Genomic DNA, 18,078 nt, shown 5'->3' with positions numbered 1-18,078 from the left:
CTTCAGTTGGCGCTATTTGGCTGTTTTTGAACAAGACGAGCGTATCTTCAAACACTTTCATCGATGATTTGGTTCGTTTAGGCCAAATTAAAAGAGAATTAAATTGCTCTACTTTTTAAACAAATTTTGTTGATTTTAACTATACGGATTTGTATCACAATTTAGATTTTACTAGTTGAATAAGATGAGGATTTCAAAGACATGGAAGTTTACCATTATATTATTTACTTATTTAGATAGTGAAAAACATGGCAATAGAAGCTGTTGCCATAAAAATGAAAGTTGCCCAAAGTAAACTTTTAGAAAGCCATCCGCTTTTGAATTCTCCCATAATGTGTTCACTTGCAGATATCCGGATAATCAGAAACAAGAGAGGTACGGCAGCTACACCATTGAGAACTGCTGTATATACAAGGGCTTTCACGGGGTTAATCCCAACAAAATTCATACACAGACCAATAAGTGTAGAGATAATAATTACCATATAAAATCCTCTTGCTTTTGTAAATTTCAGGTTTAAACTTGCATTCCAGTTGAGAGCTTCGGAAACTGCATAAGATGCAGATCCTGAAAGAACGGGAACAGCAAGCAGTCCCAGGCCTATTATGCCAACGGCAAATATGACTTTTGATATCAACCCTGAATTGGGAAACGATTGTACTAAAGGTTCTAAAGCTTTTGCTGCATCTGCTGCGGTATTAATATCCGTTATATGAGCATTATGCAAAACAGTTCCTCCAACTAATATAATACACCATGTTGTAAATTCAGAGATAACCATTCCTATATTGTTATCTTTTCTCATCGCATGAATATGACGCCATCCGATGTTGGGTTTTCCGTCTTGTATTAATCCTCTTTCATTTTCTTCTTCAACTTCCTGGGAGGCCTGCCAAAAGAACATATAAGGGGTAATCGTTGTTCCAAAGACTCCGGTCATTATGAACAGAAAATTGAAAGAAAATTCGAAATGAGGAACAATAGAGGCTTTTAATACTTCTTTCCATGGCTGGTCAATAATGAAAGCTGTAAGAGGATAGGCAAGAAGAGATAATGCCAACCATTTAAGAACTTTTGAATATACCAGATAACTGGTACAAATCTCTAAAGTAAGTATACTAACAGTAAAAAATAACATTAGTATAACAATATCAGCAGGAATAATTAAATGTGCAGCAGCAGCCATGGCTCCAATATCCGCTCCTATATTAATTGTATTAGCAATTACAACCAACCCTACAGAACTATAAAGTATTTTTTTGCTGTAATGTTCTTTGATAACTCCCGTAAGTCCTTTACCCGTAACCATTCCTATTCTTGCACAGGCTTCTTGTACGGCAGTCATAAATGGAAGCATATAGAGAGCTGTCCATAATTGGGCATAGCCAAACTGAGCTCCTGTCTGAGAGTATGTAGCAATTCCCGAAGGATCATCATCGGCAGCACCGGTCGTTAATCCCGGACCTAATAATCCAAAGAATTTTCTGATTTTTCTGGCTCGGGTTTGAAGATAACGTTTGGCAGACATATAGTATATGCAGATTTGTTTTCTACAAGATACTATTAAAATGAATAATAATCAATATATTTTTGAATTCCATTGGTGAGTAAGATAGTGCAATATATATATACTGATAATATAATAAAGACTTTATGCTTCATCTGAATAAAGGTTTTTCTTTCATTTCCAATTATAATGATTATTTCGAAGGAACTGATTGTGCAGTGAAAAACGTGTTTAATTGCTTTTTTCTCTGAAACCTTGATAAACTGACTAAAACAAATTCTTATTTAAAATCATTCTTAATGAAAGATTTCATAATTTTGGAGTAGTGAAAAAGCTGATTTCCATATTATTGTTATCATTGTATTTAGTTTCTACAACTGAAGTTTATCAGCTTTTGAAAATGCCGCTTCTTATAGAACATTATATGGAGCATAAGGAACTTAACCCTGAGATGTCTCTTACAGCATTTCTGAAAACTCATTATGATCATCCGGTTAAAGACAGCGATTATGACAAGGATCAAAGATTGCCTTTTGTTTCGCATGTGAGCCTTCTTTCAGTGGCATTTACCCTTAATTCTACTTTAGACTTTCATTTTACCGAGAAGGTATACAATCCTACCAAGGTTAAAAAGACCTTTTATAAAAGTGTCCTTTACAATAAGGAAATTTTAAATTCTATCTGGGAGCCCCCAAGATTTCATCAATCTTAATCTATTTTTCTCAATCATTCTCTGATTGAGGGTATTCTGCTTTGCCGTGAATTATCTGCAAAATGTGTAGATGCATTCATCACGTGTTTCAGACTACCAAAACTTATCTCAATAATTAAGATTAATTAATCATTTATGCTTACAAAAATCATTGAGTTTTCTGTAAAGAATAAACTCATTATTGCTTTGTTGGTATTAGGGCTTATTGGAATTGGTTCCTATCAGGTCACAAAATTACCGATAGATGCAGTACCCGACATTACCAATAACCAGGTACAGGTCATCACCATTGCGCCTTCTTTTGGGGCAACGGATATAGAACGACTTGTTACCTTTCCTATAGAACAGGCCAATAATAATATTTCAGGATTAAAAGAGATCCGAAGTTTTTCCAGATTCGGACTATCTCTTGTTACCATTGTCTTCGAAGATGATGTTGACATTTATTGGGCCAGACAGCAGGTTGCAGAAAGACTGCAACAGGTACAGGCTGTCATTCCACAAGGAATAGGAAATCCTCAATTAGGACCTATTTCCACAGGATTAGGTGAAATTTTTCAATATGTAGTAAGACCTGAAAAAGGATATGAAAAAAAATACAATATCACAGAGCTTCGTACAATTCAGGATTGGATTGTAAGAAGACAGCTTTTAGGTGTAAAAGGAGTTGCAGAAGTCAGCAGCTTTGGAGGAAAATTAAAACAATATGAGATTGCAGTCAATCCGGATAGGTTGAATGCGTATGGAATTACTATTAATGATGTTTTCGATGCCTTACAAACTAATAATCAAAATACAGGTGGTGCTTATATTGAAAAAGGACCTACCGTTCTATACATCAGAAGTGAAGGTCTGGTAGGGAACATTGAAGAAATTAAAAATATTTCTATTGCTACAAAAACAAATGATGTTCCGCTGTTTATAAGGGATATTGCAGAAGTAAAAACAGGTTTTGCCACCCGATACGGAGCCATGACCTTTAATGATGAAGGAGAAGTTTCAGGAGCGGTCGTTATGATGCTTAAAGGTGAAAACAGTAACCAGGTGATTAAAAATGTAAAAGAGAAAATTGCCCAGGTTCAGAAAACGCTGCCAAAAGGAGTGGTAATAGAACCTTTCCTGGATCGAACCAAAATGGTGAACAATGCCATTGGTACTGTTGAAAAGAACCTTACAGAAGGAGCATTGATCGTGGTTTTTGTTCTTGTATTATTCCTTGGAAATATAAGAGCCGGTTTACTGGTAGCTTCAGTGATTCCTCTTGCTATGTTATTTGCGATTTGTATGATGAATCTTTTCGGAGTTAGTGGTAATCTGATGAGCCTAGGAGCTCTGGATTTCGGTTTGATTATCGATGGAGCGGTGATTATTGTAGAATCTGTTTTACATCAGTTCAGTCATAATTCAAAATTTAAAAAGATTTTTTCTGTAGGAGCATCAGAAATGGATACCGTTGTTATAGATTCTGCCGGAAAAATGATGAACAGTGCGGTTTTCGGACAGATCATTATCCTGATTGTCTATCTTCCGATCCTTACTTTACAGGGAATTGAAGGAAAGATGTTCAAACCAATGGCTCAGACCGTTGCTTTTGCATTATTGGGCGCATTTTTATTATCATTAACATATATCCCGATGATGAGTGCTGTTTTACTGAGAAAAAGAAGTGAGAAACCTACTTTTTCAGATAGAATTATGAAGAAAGTGGAGAAGATTTATCTTAATACTTTACTTAAGCTTCTTAGAATTCCTAAAACAGTTTTTGCAATTGTGGCTGTTCTGTTTATAATGGCCGTTTTCATCTTATCCAGAATGGGAGGGGAATTTATTCCATCTCTTGAAGAAGGCGATTTTGCGGTGGACACAAGAGTTTTGCCAGGAAGTAATCTTACAACGACGATTGAAAGCACCCAGAAGGCTGCTCATATTCTCAAATCCAGATTTCCTGAAGTGGAAAAAGTAGTGACAAAGATCGGAAGTGGTGAAGTTCCTACCGATCCAATGCCCATGGATGCTTCAGATATGATGGTTATTTTAAAAGATAAAAAAGAATGGACTTCCGCATCCTCTTTCCCTGAGCTGGCAGATAAAATGGGGAAACAGCTTCAGGATGTTCCGGGAATTACGGCCAGTTTCCAGTTTCCTGTTCAGATGCGTTTTAATGAATTAATGACGGGGGCAAGACAGGATGTTGTGATCAAGATTTTTGGAGAAGATCTGGATGTTCTTTCACAATATGCCCAGAAGCTTGGAAAAATTATAGAGACCGTGGATGGAACTCAGAATCTTTATATAGAACCTATTTCCGGAATGCCACAAGTTATTATAGAATACAACCGTCCTTTGATTGCTCAGTATCATTTGTCTATCTCAGACATCAACAGAATTGTTAACACAGCATTTGCAGGGCAAAGTACAGGGTTGGTTTTTGAAGGAGAAAAACGTTTCGATATGGTAGTGAGGCTTGATACCAAGGACCGTAAAAATGTCACTGATATTAAGAATCTTCTGGTTCCTACTCCTTCCGGAAATCAGATCCCGCTCTCCCAGCTTGCCAAAGTAGAGGTAAAAAATGGCCCTAATCAAATCCAGAGGGAAAACGCTCAAAGAAGAATTGTGGTAGGCTTCAATATAAAAGGACGGGATGTGCAAAGTATTGTGGAAGAGCTACAGCGTAAAGCAGATCAAAAAATGAAGTTTCCCACAGGATATTATATGACCTATGGAGGATCATTTGAAAATCTTAATAATGCCAAACAGCGTCTTATGATTGCTGTCCCGATTGCATTGGCTCTTATTTTCGTTATGCTGTTCCTGGCTTTTAATTCTGTTAAAGAAAGTTTACTTATCTATACTGCAATTCCACTTTCTATTATTGGTGGAGTATTTCTGATGGCATTACGGGGTATGCCTTTCAGTATAAGTGCGGGAGTAGGATTTATCGCACTTTTTGGAGTTGCGGTTTTAAATGGAATTGTTTTAATCTCAGAGTTTAACCGTCTTCATAAAAGAGGAATTAAAAATATAGTAAGAATTGTTATAGACGGAGGAGAATCAAGACTTCGTCCTGTTCTGATGACTGCTTTTGTGGCTTCATTAGGCTTTATTCCAATGGCTGTAAGCAATGGTGCGGGAGCGGAAGTACAGCGACCTTTGGCAACTGTAGTTATTGGCGGTCTGATGGTGGCCACTTTTCTCACTTTGTTTGTTTTGCCACTGCTTTATGTAAATATTGAAAAAGGATTTAAAATGAAAAAACACAATCATAAAAACTTTGCAGCTGTGTTGATTTTGATTTTCTGTATAATGGGAATCGGAATTAAATCCCAAACTCCAATCAACCTGCAAAATGCTATTAATACAGCACTAGAGAACAATAGAAATCTTAAAAATGAAAAACTGAAAACAGAATATTCAAAAGCATTAATCAAATCAGCGAATGATATTGCGCAAACGGGAATTTCAATGGATTACGGGCAGATCAATAGTGCTTACAACGATATGAAATTCGGAATTTCCCAGAATATTTCGTTTCCGACAGTGTATAAAAAACAGAAAAATGTATATACTGAAGAATGGAAAAGGTCTTTGCTGAATGTTTCTCTTAAAGAATATGAGCTGAAGAAAGCCGTGAGTCTTACCTTTTATAATATCCTGTATTGGAGAGACAAAGAGCAGCTTCTCCATGAAACATTAAAATTATACACCGATTTTCTGAACAAAGCAAGCATTCGTTTAAAAGCAGGTGAGAGTAATATTCTGGAAAAAACAACAGCTTCCAATCAGAAGTCAGCGATAGAAATTCAGTTGAAACAAGTAGAACAGGAACTTTCTGTTCTGAAATATCAACTTCAATGGTTGTTGAATACTGAAACAGATTTTTTTCCTGAGGATCAGAAATTATTTAATGGAGTTTCTAAAACTGAACTTAGCTTGCATCCTGCTATTAAATTGTTACAACAGCAGAAAAATGTTTCTGAGCAGCAGATTGCTCTTGAAAAGGCAAAAATGCTTCCCGGTCTTCAGTTGGCTTATAATCTTAACAGTTTCAGAGGAATGGGAGCCGATGATAAAGTGTATGGCCCTGCACCTCAGTTTCATTCTGTACAGCTGGGCGTTTCGGTTCCTATCTTTTCAGGAGGCCAGAAGTCAAGAATACAGGCTGCAAAAATTGCAGAATCAGTTGCTAAAAATGATCTGGAGAATACAGAATTTACCCTACAGAATCAGCTTAAAAAGATCACCAATATCTACCAGACTAATCTTGATATTGTTTCCCAATATGAAAGCTCAGAGCTGAAAAATGCCGATGTCATTACTGAAACAGCTAAGAAGCAGTTTCTGGCTGGTGAAATTAATTATCTGGAATTTGTCATATTGGTCAATCAGGCTGTTACCTTAAAGAATAATTATGCCGATGCCGTATGGAAACTGAATCAAAGTGCTATAGAACTGGAATATCTTACTTTAAACCCTTAACAATGAAACTTAAACTTAAAATTATATCATATTCTCTATCCGTAACATTGCTGCTGTTTTATCAATGCAAAGACCATAAAAAAACAGAACCGGTATCCGAGACTTCAAAAGATGAAAATATAGTGACTCTTACCGATGCACAGTTGCGAAATGCTCCGATAGAAACAACAACGCTTTCTTTACAGAAGATTTCTTCAGTTTTAAAGCTGAATGGAATGATTGATGTTCCGCCGCAAAATCTGGTTTCGGTAAGTATTCCTTTGGGAGGTTATCTCAAATCCAGCAATTTACTTCCTGGCAAACCGGTTTCAAAAGGACAGGTGATTGCTGTTATTGAAAACCCACAGTTTATTCAACTTCAACAGGATTATTTGATGGCAAAATCTAAAGTACATTTTGCCCAATTCGATTATAACCGTCAGAAAACACTGAATCAAAGCCAGGCAACCAGTGATAAAGTGATGCAGCAGGCACAATCTGAAATGAACAGTCAGAAAATCCTGATGAACTCTTTAGCTCAGCAACTTCGTCTTATCAACATCAATCCAGAATCGCTGAGCTCTGGAAATATTACGAAAAGTGTACCTGTTTATAGCAGTATCAATGGCTTTGTAAGCAAGGTCAATGTGAATATCGGAAAATATGTAAACCCGTCCGATGTCCTTTTTGAATTAATTAATCCTAATGATATTCACCTTACTCTTAAAGTCTATGAAAAGGATCTGAAAACCCTGAACAAAGGGCAGCGGTTCGCAGCATATACCAATACTGCTCCTGATAAAAAGTATTATGGAGAAATCTTATTGGTAAGTAAAGATGTTAATCCCGGAGGTTGGGCTGAAGTACATTGCCATTTTGAAAAATACGACCAGAGCCTTGTGCCGGGAATGTACATGAATGCAGAAATAGAAACGAGTACTGCGTTCTCCAATGCCGTACCTGAAGAGAGTATTGTCAATTTTGAAGGGAAAGATTTTGTTTTTGTGGAAGATAAAAAGCAAACCTATAGATTAACTCCTGTAAAATTGGGCGAAACGGAAAACGGATTCATACAGATTCTCAATTTTAATGATTTTAACAATAAAAAAATTGTAACCAAAAATGCCTATATCCTTCTTATGAAGCTTAAAAATACAGAAGGAGAATAGTTTGTGATTAATGAATAAGTATTTTAAAAAATCAAGTAAAATATAAAATTATGAAAACATCTTCTTTAATAAAAACAGGAGCCGGATTTGTCGCCCTATTGATAATTGCTATTCAGTTTTTTGATACTGACAAAAATATATCAGTTACTCCTTCGGAAAATGCAATTCAAAAACATTATCAGCTATCCTCTCATGTACAAGGTTTATTAAAAACAAGCTGTTATGACTGTCATTCTAACAATACTGCTTATCCTTGGTATAATCATATACAGCCGGTAAAATGGTGGTTGGCAGATCATGTCAATTCAGGAAAAAGACATTTGAATTTTGATGAATTCAATACCTATTCTAAAGAAAAGAAATTGAAAAAATTAGACGAGATTACTGAAGCGGTAAGAAGTGGGGAAATGCCTTTAAGCTCATATACAGTCATCCATCGTAATGCAAAATTATCTTCTGCAGATAAATCGGAAATAGAAAAGTGGGTATCTGAAGTTAAAAAACAGATTAAATAGCAGCGAATAAAAACATTGATTAAAAAATATTCAGTAAATTTAATACTACATCCATCTCGCATGAATTATAATATACCTGAAGACCTGAAAGGACTTACAGAAGCTGCGGTTACGGCTTCCAGAAAAAAATACGGTTATAACAGATTAGAAGCGATGAAGAAGGAAACATGGGTAGGTATGCTTCTTGACATTCTGAAAGAACCCATGCTTATTTTATTGATATGTGTTTCCCTTATCTATGTAATCATAGGAGATTATGGAGAAGCTGCATTTATGTTTGTTGCGATAGTAGGTATTACCGCTATTTCTTTTTATCAGGATAACCGAAGCAAGAAAGCACTGGAAGAGCTCGAAAAATTGAATGAACCTTTAAGTACGGTAATAAGAAATTCAAAGGTAATGAAAATTCCCACTTTTGAAATCGTTGTCGGTGATCTTTGTATTACTGAGGAAGGAAGTTTAATTAATGCTGATGGGAAGATTATCCACAGTAATGATTTTTCGGTTAATCAATCTTCTTTGACAGGAGAAAGCTTTTCTGTTTTCAAAGACAGTAAATCGGAAGATAATAAAGTATACAGTGGAACCATTACGGTTTCCGGATTGGCTGTTTTTGAGGTAGAACAAATAGGAAAAGAAACCAAAGTAGGGAAGATTGGGCAATCTATTCTTGGTATAAAAGAAGAAGCCTCGCCTTTACAGCTTCAGATCCGGAGTTTTGTAAAAGGAATGGCGATTATTGGGCTGGTTATCTTTACGGCAGTATGTGTTTTCAGCTATATTAAAACGCAAGATTTTGTTACCAGTTTATTAAGTGGTCTTACATTGGCGATGTCTGTACTTCCTGAGGAAATTCCTGTCGCTTTTACAACATTCATGGCTTTGGGAGCCTGGAAACTGATGCGTGAAGGAATCATTATCAAACGAAGCAGCATTGTTGAGACATTAGGAAGTGTGACGGTAATATGTACAGACAAGACGGGAACGATCACTGAAAATTCCATGCAGTTAAAACACCTTTATGATTATCAATCTGATACCATTTACGAGCAGGAAGACTTTACAATAAAAGAACTGGATGAACTCATTGATTATGCAATGTGGAGTAGTGAACCGGTACCTTTTGATCCGATGGAAATAACTTTACATAAGGTTTACGAACAAACTCAGGATTCAGATAAAAGGAAAGATTACCAGTTATTTCATGAATATCCGTTGGAAGGAAAACCTCCAATGATGACACATCTTTTCGAGAATGAACAAAAAGACAGAATTATTGCTGCTAAAGGAGCTCCTGAAGCTATTCTTAATGTTTCTGAGCTTTCAGAAGAAGAAAAGAATAAAGTACGAGAAGTCATTAAAAAATTCGGAGAACAAGGATATCGTGTTCTTGGGGTAGCCAAATCTCATTTTGAAGGAAACAATTTTCCTGTAAAACAACAGGATTTTACATTTGAATTTTTAGGATTGACTGTATTTTATGATCCTCCTAAAAAAGGAATAAAAGAAGTTTTTAAACATATCTATGACGCAGGGATTAAAGTAAAAGTCATTACAGGAGATAATGCAGACACAACAAAAGCGATTGCAATGCAGGCAGGAATTATAAATGAAAGTCCGGCAGTTAATGGAAGCGAAATAGCTGCAGGTTCTGAAGATGACCTGATGAAGCTCTGCGAAAATACAACTTTGTTTACAAGAATGTTTCCGGAAGCAAAGCTGGAAGTGGTGAATGCTCTGAAAGCACAAGGTAATGTAGTGGCAATGCTCGGCGATGGTGTGAATGACGGCCCAGCTTTAAAGGCAGCTCATATTGGAGTGGCGATGGGGAATAAAGGGACTGAGATTGCTAAATCGGCTGCTGCTTTGGTAATTACGAATGATGATCTGGAAAAGCTGGTGGTAGGAATTGCTGCAGGACGGAGAATTTATGCCAATATCAAAAAAGCGGTTCAGTATATTATTTCCATTCATATTCCTATTATACTTACGGTTTCTTTGCCATTATTCTTGGGGTGGATATTTCCTCACATATTTACACCGGTTCATGTTATTTTTCTCGAATTGGTTATGGGGCCTACCTGTTCTATTGTGTATGAAAATGAGCCTATTGAAAAAAATGCAATGAAGAGACCTCCGAGAGCACTTACAGAAACTTTCTTAAACTGGCGGGAGCTTACGGTAAGTATTATTCAGGGGCTGGTTATTACAGTAGGAATATTATGGATGTATCAGTATTCTGTTGATCTTAGAAATGATGAGGCAAAAACAAGAGCTTTGGTTTTCAGTACTTTGATATTTGCTAATATACTATTAAGTCTGGTGAACCGATCTTTCTATTACAGCATATTTGAAAGCTTTAAAAATCGTAATTTTCTACTGATGGGGATTTCGGCATTGGTTCTTGTACTGTTATTTATTATTCTGTATGTGAAACCTGTATCAGGATTCTTTAGTGTAGCACCTCTTGCTGTAAAGGAATTGGGGATAACATTGCTTGTTGCCGCTATTTCAGTATTATGGTTTGAGGTTTATAAACTTATAAAAAGGTATACAGGAAGAAAATAAAAAAAAATAATCCTTTCTGATAAAATATTTTATAATTTTGATTTGTGAAAAAGTTGATTTCCATATTGTTGTTATTTTTATATTTGGTTTCTACAACCGAATTGTATCAGCTTTTGAAAATCCCGGAACTTGTTGAACATTACATAGAGCATGAAGAATTCAATCCGGATATGACGGTTACTGCATTTCTGAGAACACATTATGATCATCCTGTGAAGGATGGTGATTACGGTAAAGATCAGAGACTTCCTTTTATCATACATTCTGCGCCTTTATCATTGGTTTTTACAATTAATCAGGGATTCAGTTTGGAAACGGCAATGTATCATTTCATTCCTTTACAAATGGATAAGATTCCTTCAAAAGATGAAGATCTTTGTTACAAAGGTTTTTTGAATTCCGTATGGGAACCGCCAAGATCTTCTTTTTCATAATTTAGTCTCAATTTGGTTTGTGCTCACAAACCAACATCATCAATTATTTTATATCATTAATTTCATAATAATGAAAACACTATTTTCAGCCATAGTAATGGTTGTATTCGCTGTTGGTATTCATGCGCAAAGCCGTTTGGAAAATGCCAAGAAACAAGCCTCACAAAATAAAGAACTTATCTTATTGAACTTTTCAGGTTCTGACTGGTGTATACCATGCATCAAGCTTCACAAAAATATCATCGAGACCGATGAATTTAAAAAGCTGGAAACAGAAAATGTCGTGGTTTACATCAATGCAGATTTTCCAAGAAATAAAAAGAATCAGCTTTCCCCGGAACTGAAAAAAGAAAATGCTACACTTGCTGATCAATACAACCAAAAAGGACTATTTCCTTATACATTGTTATTGAATGCTGAAGGTAAAGTCCTGAAAAGCTGGGAAGGGCTGCCTTCGGAAGATGCACTGGCTTTCAGCAAAGAAATAAAAAGTATAAAAGAAAATCAAAAATAAAAAAGGTATGTTAAGAGAATTCAAAAGACCTCAGAAACTAATGGGGAACGCTTTTGAAATTACCGTTGTAAGCGATGATGAAAATTCTGCAAATCAGCATATCGATGCAGCGATTAACGAAATCAGAAGAATTGAAAAGCTTTTGACCACATTCAATGAGGAAAGCCAGACCAATCTGATCAATAGAAATGCTGGAATTAAGCCTGTAAAAGTGGATTGGGAGATTTTTGATCTGATTGAAAGAAGCCTTAGAATCAGCAGAATAACAGACGGCTATTTCGATATTTCCTATGGGGGAATCGATAAAAGTTTCTGGAATTTCGATCGTGAAATGAAAGAGCTTCCGAATCCTGAACTGATTAAAGATCATCTGAAACTCGTTAATTATCAGAATATTATTCTTACCCGCGAAAAGCAGACTGTTTTCCTCAAAGAAAAAGATATGCGGATCGGTTTTGGAGGAATCGGTAAGGGGTATGCTGCAGAAATGGCAAAACAGATGCTTCAAAACAGAGGTGTAAATTCCGGAATTGTGAATGCTTCGGGTGATTTAACGACATGGGGAAATCAGGCAGACGGAAAACCCTGGACTGTCGGAATTGCTGATCCCGATAACGCCAAACAGCCTTTTTCTTATATGAATATTACCAATATGGCGGTGGCAACTTCCGGAAATTATGAAAAATTCGTCGTGATCAACGGTAAAAAATATTCTCATACCATCAATCCCAAAACAGGAATGCCTGTTTCGGGCGTGAAAAGTGTTACGATCTTTTGTCCTAACGCAGAAATTGCAGATGCAATGGCAACTCCGGTAAGTATTATGGGAATTGATGCGGCGCTTAATATGATCAATCAGATCAATCATCTGGAATGCATCATTATTGATGATCAGGACAAAATTTATTCATCTCAAAACATTAATTTAAAATGAAAAACCTTATAAAGATATTAGCTTGCTTACTAATCATAGTTGCGTCAGTACAGTCCTGCACAACGGTAAAAGAGTACGAGAAAAACAAATTAAACGATGCTGAAATGGCTCTTGGAAACAGAAAAATTGAAAAAACCGAACTGAGCTTTCAATCATACAGAGAAGGATCTTCGGGTGCGAATGCAGGAAAAGTAGGTGGTGGTTGCGGATGTAATTAAAAAGAGTAATCGTAAAATTTAATTGTGATTCAAAAATGAAAAAATTGATCGTAAGTGTTATTGCTCTTTTCGGAATTTTCAACGCAAAAGCACAGGAAAACACAAATAACGAACAGCCTAAAAAACTGACTTTCGATGAAGCTAATTTGGTTTCAAGCTATTACAAGCAAAACGGAAACAATTCCGCAGTGACGGGAGGAATCGGTACGGAAAAACTGACTGACATCTCGAATACCATTGACGTAACTATGGTAAAGTACGATAAGAAAGACAGGAAAAATAAATTCGATTTCAGTGTCGGGATCGATCACTATACTTCTGCTTCTTCGGATATGATCGATCTGAAAGCCAATTCATCCGCTTCCCACGCAGACAACAGAATTTATCCTGCATTAAGCTGGAGCCGTGAGAATAATGAAAAAGGAACAACTTTAATGGCGGGTGTCTCCACTTCCTTCGAGTTCGATTACACATCGTACGGAGCAAACATTGGGTTTTCACAAAAGACAAAGAACAGAATGGGAGAGTTTACGGCGAAATTTCAGGCTTATCTGGATCAGGTAAAACTTATTGCTCCGATTGAGCTCAGAACAAACGGAAGCACCGGAGGAGAACACGAAAATTACGGAACCAGCGGAAGAAATACTTTTGCGCTGTCACTTTCTTATTCGCAGATCATTAATCAGAATTTTCAGGTTGAATTTTTGGCGGACGGTGTTCAGCAGACGGGATATTTAAGTTTGCCTTTCCACAGGGTTTATTTCAATGATAATTCAGTTCATCAGGAAGCTTTGCCGGATAAAAGGTTTAAAATTCCTTTGGGAGTAAGAGCGAATTATTTCCTAGGAGACAAAGTGATTCTGCGAGCGTATTATCGTTATTATACCGATGATTGGGGCTTAAAATCGAATACACTCAGTTTAGAAACACCGGTAAAAATTTCACCTTTTATTTCGGTAAGTCCATTTTACAGGTACTATTCTCAGACTGCAGCTAAATATTTTGCACCTTATCAAGAGCACACGGCTTTTGATGATTTTTATACCAGTAATTATGATCTTTCAAAATTCAGCAGTAATTTTTACGGGGCAGGAATCAGAATAACTCCGAAAAACGGTTTATTCGGTGTTGAAAGGCTGAATATGTTAGAAATAAGATATGGACATTATACGAAATCCATAGGAATGAAATCAGATATTATATCTCTGAATCTTAGATTTAAATAAAAATTATTTAAAAAAAAGACTTACTGAATATTTTCGGTAAGTCTTTTTTTTCAGAAAAGTCTGAACCTATTTCTATTTGTTTACTTTCACACAACGGTATACTAATATTTGCATGTGAAATTTGGTCTTTTAGCGTGAAGTTGTGCAGATCAATTTTCAAAGAATTTTCAAAGAATACAATTATGTTTTATCATTATCTTTAACAGTCTTTGAATTGGATTTTGCAGACGATTAAAAACTAAAACCAAAACTTAAGTATATGAAAACAAATTTATTATCAGGTAGGTTTCTTGGTAAAACGATTCTACTGTTATTATTATTTTTTGTACTGAATTCATTTGCTTATGCTCAGAAAGTTTATGCAGGTACACAACATTCGCAGATTTATGGATTGTGTGTGGCATGTTCTATTCTGGATGCACAAAATACCCTAGGAGATAATGAAGATGATTATTCTTCTATGGTGATTCCCATTGGTGCTATTGCCAGAATTGAACAGACTTTGATTTTTCCGACAGTAACCAAACAGGAAAAGATTATTATAGGGATCGGTACAGGGCAGGGGAGTTTATCGGTACAGCTACTGAGTGGTGTTTCCATAGAAACATTTAACGGGAATATTTCAAATAATGATTATCAGATCGTTAATAATGAAATTCTTAAGCTTGGTATATCTAATCCAACACGAGGAACCGTGGAGCTGTTTGTTTCTAAACCTTTTGATCGTGTAAGGGTGACTTTAAACAGTGGACTTCTAAATCTTAATGGGGGACTTAAAATTTATTATGCTTATCACAGGCCTCACGGCTGTACGTATCCACCTTTTGATCCTCTGCATTACTATTCGTTTAACGGAAGTCTCAATGATCCCGTAAACGGATACGGGATGACGAGTGCTCTCCCTCCTGTTTACCAAAATAATATGCGCTGTGGGCAGGGGTTGGGAACCACGGATGATCAATCCAAATATAGTCTTACAGGTGAAATCAAAAAAATAAATGGGAAGACATCCCGAGACATTGCCCTTAATCACAGTATTTCATTTTGGGCTAAAATTGCACCTAAGCAACCCGGAAAGAAATCTCCTTCACTAGCAGTTGAACCGATATTGGATAGGTTGGCTGTACTACCGGATAGTCTAAAGCTTGCCATTTCTTCCGCCTATCCCAGTTTTGGGCTGGGGGATAATACAGAGTTTGGCTGGGCTCCTAATACATCGTCTTTATTTGAACACTATCTAATCAGGAATAAGGATGGATTAATGGAAGTATTTAAAAATGGTCAACTAGTGGTCAATGGAGGAGCTAATTTTTATTTTGACCTGAATCCTTTCGAGGCTATTATCAATCTGGTGGGGAATAACATCTCCAATATTGTTACCTTGGATCGGGCACAGATTGATGAATTGATCGTATATGATAAAGCCTTGACATGGGAAGAAATAAAGATGTTATATGATTCTTATAACTGGAACGTCAGTGGTCCATCATCTGTCCCGGGTGTAACGTCCAAAACTGATTTTAAAGAGGATATAATAGTAAAAGTTTCTCCCAATCCTACCACAGGTACTGTCAGTTTAGAAGGAAATTTAGATTTGGAGAAGTCAGAAGTTTTCATCAGTAATCTTTCCGGAAAAGAAGTATACCGTACTAAACTGATTTCAAAATCTTTTGATATTCCTTCTTATCTGCCTGTAGGGATGTATTTTATTCTTATTAAAACCAGAGGTGAAAAAGTATATAATCGTAAAATTATTCTCAACAGATAATCTTTTTTATAACATCTTAAAAAGATGCTTATGGAGGGAAAGATAATGGCGATTAGGCTACGCTACGATAACGCAGTAATCCTATCTAATGGTTCATCGAAGTCTGTAGCTTAGACATGACAATTTAAAGTGTTACTTTTTGGCTACCAGTGACCTTGACGAGCATATCTTCAAACATTTTTATAGATGATTTGGTTCGTTTGAGCAAAATTAAAAAGTATTATTGCTTTCATTTAGATATTTGTGTATATAATTGATCTTTGCGAAAACTTTTGCTTCACCAAAAAATGTATATAAGTTTTATTAATAATTTTTATCTACTGTTCTTATTAATATTTTAAAATACCTCCACTATTATATTATTCTTTATACTTTGAAATCTGGTTTTTAAATATTAGTTTTGGTCAGCTGATATTTAAAAAAAACATAGCTTAAACAATAAACAAAACCATTTTCTATAATGTATGTGGAGTATGCAGATAACTTGTAAGGCTAAATATAAAATAATAAGATTTTTATTTAGTTTTGGCTCTCTTTTCCTATTTATACAAATCTTTTCTCAGGCTAAGATTGATGTAAATAAGAGAAAATTATTCTATCAACAATACGATGATAAATCATATAATCCGGATAAACTGTTGGCAAGAGCAAAAAATATGCTTAAATACGCACAGAATGATTATGAAAAAGCCCTTGCTTACTCTAATTTGGGTGATTGCTTGTATGGACAAGGAAATTATTTGGAATCTGTAAAAATTTTGCAAAAAGCAGATTCTCTTATAAAGAAAACCGACTCTATCCAAAATCGAATAACAATATTATATTCACTTATAAATTCATACCGAAGAGCAGAACTAATAGTAGAATCCGAGGAAACGTGGGAATTGGTAAAAGGGCTTGATAAGGAATCAAGTCCATTTATTAAGACTGCAAATTTATTATATACTCAGGCAAAAATTTTTGATATTGATGGCAATTTTTGCAAAGCAGCAGATACCAGAGAAAAATATATTCAGCATATCAGAAAAATACCAAACACAGAGTATAAGAATATGTTCGATTTTGCAATGCTGGTGCAATTGTGTTATGAACAAATTAGATGTGGTAGAATTGATGAAGCTAAAGAAACTTTAGAAAAAACTGAAATTGCTCTCAAAAAAATTAAAAATAAATCTCCTATAAACTTATATGAGTTTTATTTATTGGATAAAGCTCTTATTAATGTCAAAGATAATAATTTGTCCGAGGCGAGAAAAAACTTCGACTTGGCTTATTCTCAGCCCAATATAGATAGAATTGTTATCAAAGAAATTCTAATGAATAGATTGCAAGCCAACATTGATACACCCACAGAGCAATTAAAATTTTCGAAAATCATTTCTGATATTACAAATTCTCAAATTACAGTTACAAAGAATCTAACAATAGAAGAAACCACTAAAGATAAAAATAGCATAAAAGAAAAAAAAGAAAATATAAAGCTAAATCTGATCATTTTTATTTTTATTATCATTGTATTAATCATATGTGTTATTTTCATTTTTAGAGCAAAAAATAAAAACATAAAATCAAGATATCAAAAAATCATTAAGGACCTTGAAAATCAGCATTCAGAACCCACCATTTTTTCAGAGTCTCAAACAAGTACAAGCGATTTCTCCAAGGAAAAAATCTTAATAAGCGAGGAAACGGAAAGAGAAATTCTAAAAAAACTGGATGCTTTTGAAAAGAAAAGACTTTATACAACTAAAGGAATTTCTGCAGCACAAATGTCTGTAATGCTTAAAACAAATACAAAGTATCTTAATTACATTATAAAAAAATATAGGAATTCGGATTTTTACAATTACATCAATACCCAACGGATTAATTATATTGTGAAAGAACTTCACGATAATCCTCACTTACTACAATATAAGATTTCTGTATTAGCTGATATGTGTGGCTACAATTCTCATAGCCAATTTGGAAGTATTTTTAAATCAATTAAGAATATTTCTCCCAGCCAGTATATTAGTTTTTTAACTGAGGAACAGAAAAATAAATCTTAAGTTC

13 protein-coding genes are annotated in these 18,078 nt (G+C 35.2%); 12 read left to right on the top strand and 1 reads right to left on the bottom strand.

Annotated elements, in window-relative coordinates:
• Positions 1-232: 232 nt before the first annotated feature.
• On the bottom strand, positions 233-1,528 hold the full coding sequence (locus tag BW983_RS05610) for an NRAMP family divalent metal transporter (protein ID WP_076550551.1): 1,296 nt from the start codon (positions 1,526-1,528) through the stop codon (positions 233-235).
• A 304-nt stretch (positions 1,529-1,832) separates the two neighbouring features.
• Between BW983_RS05610 and BW983_RS05605 the strand changes: the two genes are divergently transcribed.
• From BW983_RS05605 to BW983_RS05550, 12 genes are all read left to right on the top strand, one after another.
• Positions 1,833-2,219, top strand: a complete 387-nt coding sequence (locus tag BW983_RS05605; RefSeq protein WP_076550549.1) for a hypothetical protein — start codon at positions 1,833-1,835, stop codon at positions 2,217-2,219.
• Between the two features lie 135 nt (positions 2,220-2,354).
• Positions 2,355-6,698 carry a CusA/CzcA family heavy metal efflux RND transporter gene (locus BW983_RS05600; protein WP_076550548.1) on the top strand — a complete coding sequence of 1,448 codons (4,344 nt, stop codon included), beginning with the start codon at positions 2,355-2,357 and terminating at the stop codon, positions 6,696-6,698.
• Positions 6,699-6,700: 2 nt separating this feature from the next.
• Positions 6,701-7,846: an efflux RND transporter periplasmic adaptor subunit gene (locus BW983_RS05595; protein WP_076550546.1), complete on the top strand. Its 1,146-nt coding sequence runs from the start codon at positions 6,701-6,703 to the stop codon at positions 7,844-7,846.
• Between the two features lie 50 nt (positions 7,847-7,896).
• A complete protein-coding gene (locus BW983_RS05590) occupies positions 7,897-8,361 on the top strand; it encodes a heme-binding domain-containing protein (RefSeq protein ID WP_076550544.1) in 465 nt (154 codons plus the stop codon).
• Between the two features lie 60 nt (positions 8,362-8,421).
• Positions 8,422-10,929: a cation-translocating P-type ATPase gene (locus BW983_RS05585; protein ID WP_076550542.1), complete on the top strand. Its 2,508-nt coding sequence runs from the start codon at positions 8,422-8,424 to the stop codon at positions 10,927-10,929.
• 44 nt (positions 10,930-10,973) lie between these two features.
• Positions 10,974-11,363, top strand: coding sequence for a hypothetical protein (locus BW983_RS05580; protein WP_076550540.1), 390 nt, complete (start codon positions 10,974-10,976; stop codon positions 11,361-11,363).
• A 70-nt stretch (positions 11,364-11,433) separates the two neighbouring features.
• The gene (locus tag BW983_RS05575; protein WP_076550538.1) at positions 11,434-11,877 is read left to right on the top strand and encodes a thioredoxin family protein; all 444 of its coding nucleotides are present in this window, start codon (positions 11,434-11,436) and stop codon (positions 11,875-11,877) included.
• Between the two features lie 7 nt (positions 11,878-11,884).
• Entirely contained in the window at positions 11,885-12,811 is a 927-nt protein-coding gene (locus BW983_RS05570; protein ID WP_076550536.1) for an FAD:protein FMN transferase, read from the top strand.
• Positions 12,808-13,029, top strand: a complete 222-nt coding sequence (locus BW983_RS05565) for a DUF4266 domain-containing protein (RefSeq protein WP_076550534.1) — start codon at positions 12,808-12,810, stop codon at positions 13,027-13,029. The genes BW983_RS05570 and BW983_RS05565 overlap by 4 nt, the downstream gene beginning before the upstream one ends.
• Positions 13,030-13,064: 35 nt before the next feature.
• Positions 13,065-14,255, top strand: coding sequence for a DUF3570 domain-containing protein (locus BW983_RS05560; protein WP_076550533.1), 1,191 nt, complete (start codon positions 13,065-13,067; stop codon positions 14,253-14,255).
• Positions 14,256-14,514: 259 nt separating this feature from the next.
• A complete protein-coding gene (locus tag BW983_RS05555; protein ID WP_076550531.1) occupies positions 14,515-16,023 on the top strand; it encodes a T9SS type A sorting domain-containing protein in 1,509 nt (502 codons plus the stop codon).
• A gap of 473 nt (positions 16,024-16,496) precedes the next feature.
• On the top strand, positions 16,497-18,074 hold the full coding sequence (locus BW983_RS05550; protein WP_076550529.1) for a helix-turn-helix domain-containing protein: 1,578 nt from the start codon (positions 16,497-16,499) through the stop codon (positions 18,072-18,074).
• The last annotated feature ends 4 nt before the right edge of the window (positions 18,075-18,078 follow it).

The organism is Chryseobacterium ureilyticum (assembly GCF_900156735.1).
GTDB lineage: Bacteria > Bacteroidota > Bacteroidia > Flavobacteriales > Weeksellaceae > Chryseobacterium > Chryseobacterium ureilyticum.
Note: the sequence above shows the minus strand (reverse complement) of the source record. Positions and strands in the feature narration are given on the sequence as shown.

What these genes read in the sequence shown, in the direction of transcription:
- BW983_RS05610 (WP_076550551.1), bottom strand. Translation starts at nt 1,528, where the DNA reads ATGTCTGCCAAACGTTATCTTCAAACCCGAGCCAGAAAAATCAGAAAA.
- BW983_RS05600 (WP_076550548.1), top strand. Translation starts at nt 2,355, where the DNA reads ATGCTTACAAAAATCATTGAGTTTTCTGTAAAGAATAAACTCATTATT.
- BW983_RS05595 (WP_076550546.1), top strand. Translation starts at nt 6,701, where the DNA reads ATGAAACTTAAACTTAAAATTATATCATATTCTCTATCCGTAACATTG.
- BW983_RS05590 (WP_076550544.1), top strand. Translation starts at nt 7,897, where the DNA reads ATGAAAACATCTTCTTTAATAAAAACAGGAGCCGGATTTGTCGCCCTA.
- BW983_RS05585 (WP_076550542.1), top strand. Translation starts at nt 8,422, where the DNA reads ATGAATTATAATATACCTGAAGACCTGAAAGGACTTACAGAAGCTGCG.
- BW983_RS05575 (WP_076550538.1), top strand. Translation starts at nt 11,434, where the DNA reads ATGAAAACACTATTTTCAGCCATAGTAATGGTTGTATTCGCTGTTGGT.
- BW983_RS05570 (WP_076550536.1), top strand. Translation starts at nt 11,885, where the DNA reads ATGTTAAGAGAATTCAAAAGACCTCAGAAACTAATGGGGAACGCTTTT.
- BW983_RS05565 (WP_076550534.1), top strand. Translation starts at nt 12,808, where the DNA reads ATGAAAAACCTTATAAAGATATTAGCTTGCTTACTAATCATAGTTGCG.
- BW983_RS05560 (WP_076550533.1), top strand. Translation starts at nt 13,065, where the DNA reads ATGAAAAAATTGATCGTAAGTGTTATTGCTCTTTTCGGAATTTTCAAC.
- BW983_RS05555 (WP_076550531.1), top strand. Translation starts at nt 14,515, where the DNA reads ATGAAAACAAATTTATTATCAGGTAGGTTTCTTGGTAAAACGATTCTA.
- BW983_RS05550 (WP_076550529.1), top strand. Translation starts at nt 16,497, where the DNA reads ATGCAGATAACTTGTAAGGCTAAATATAAAATAATAAGATTTTTATTT.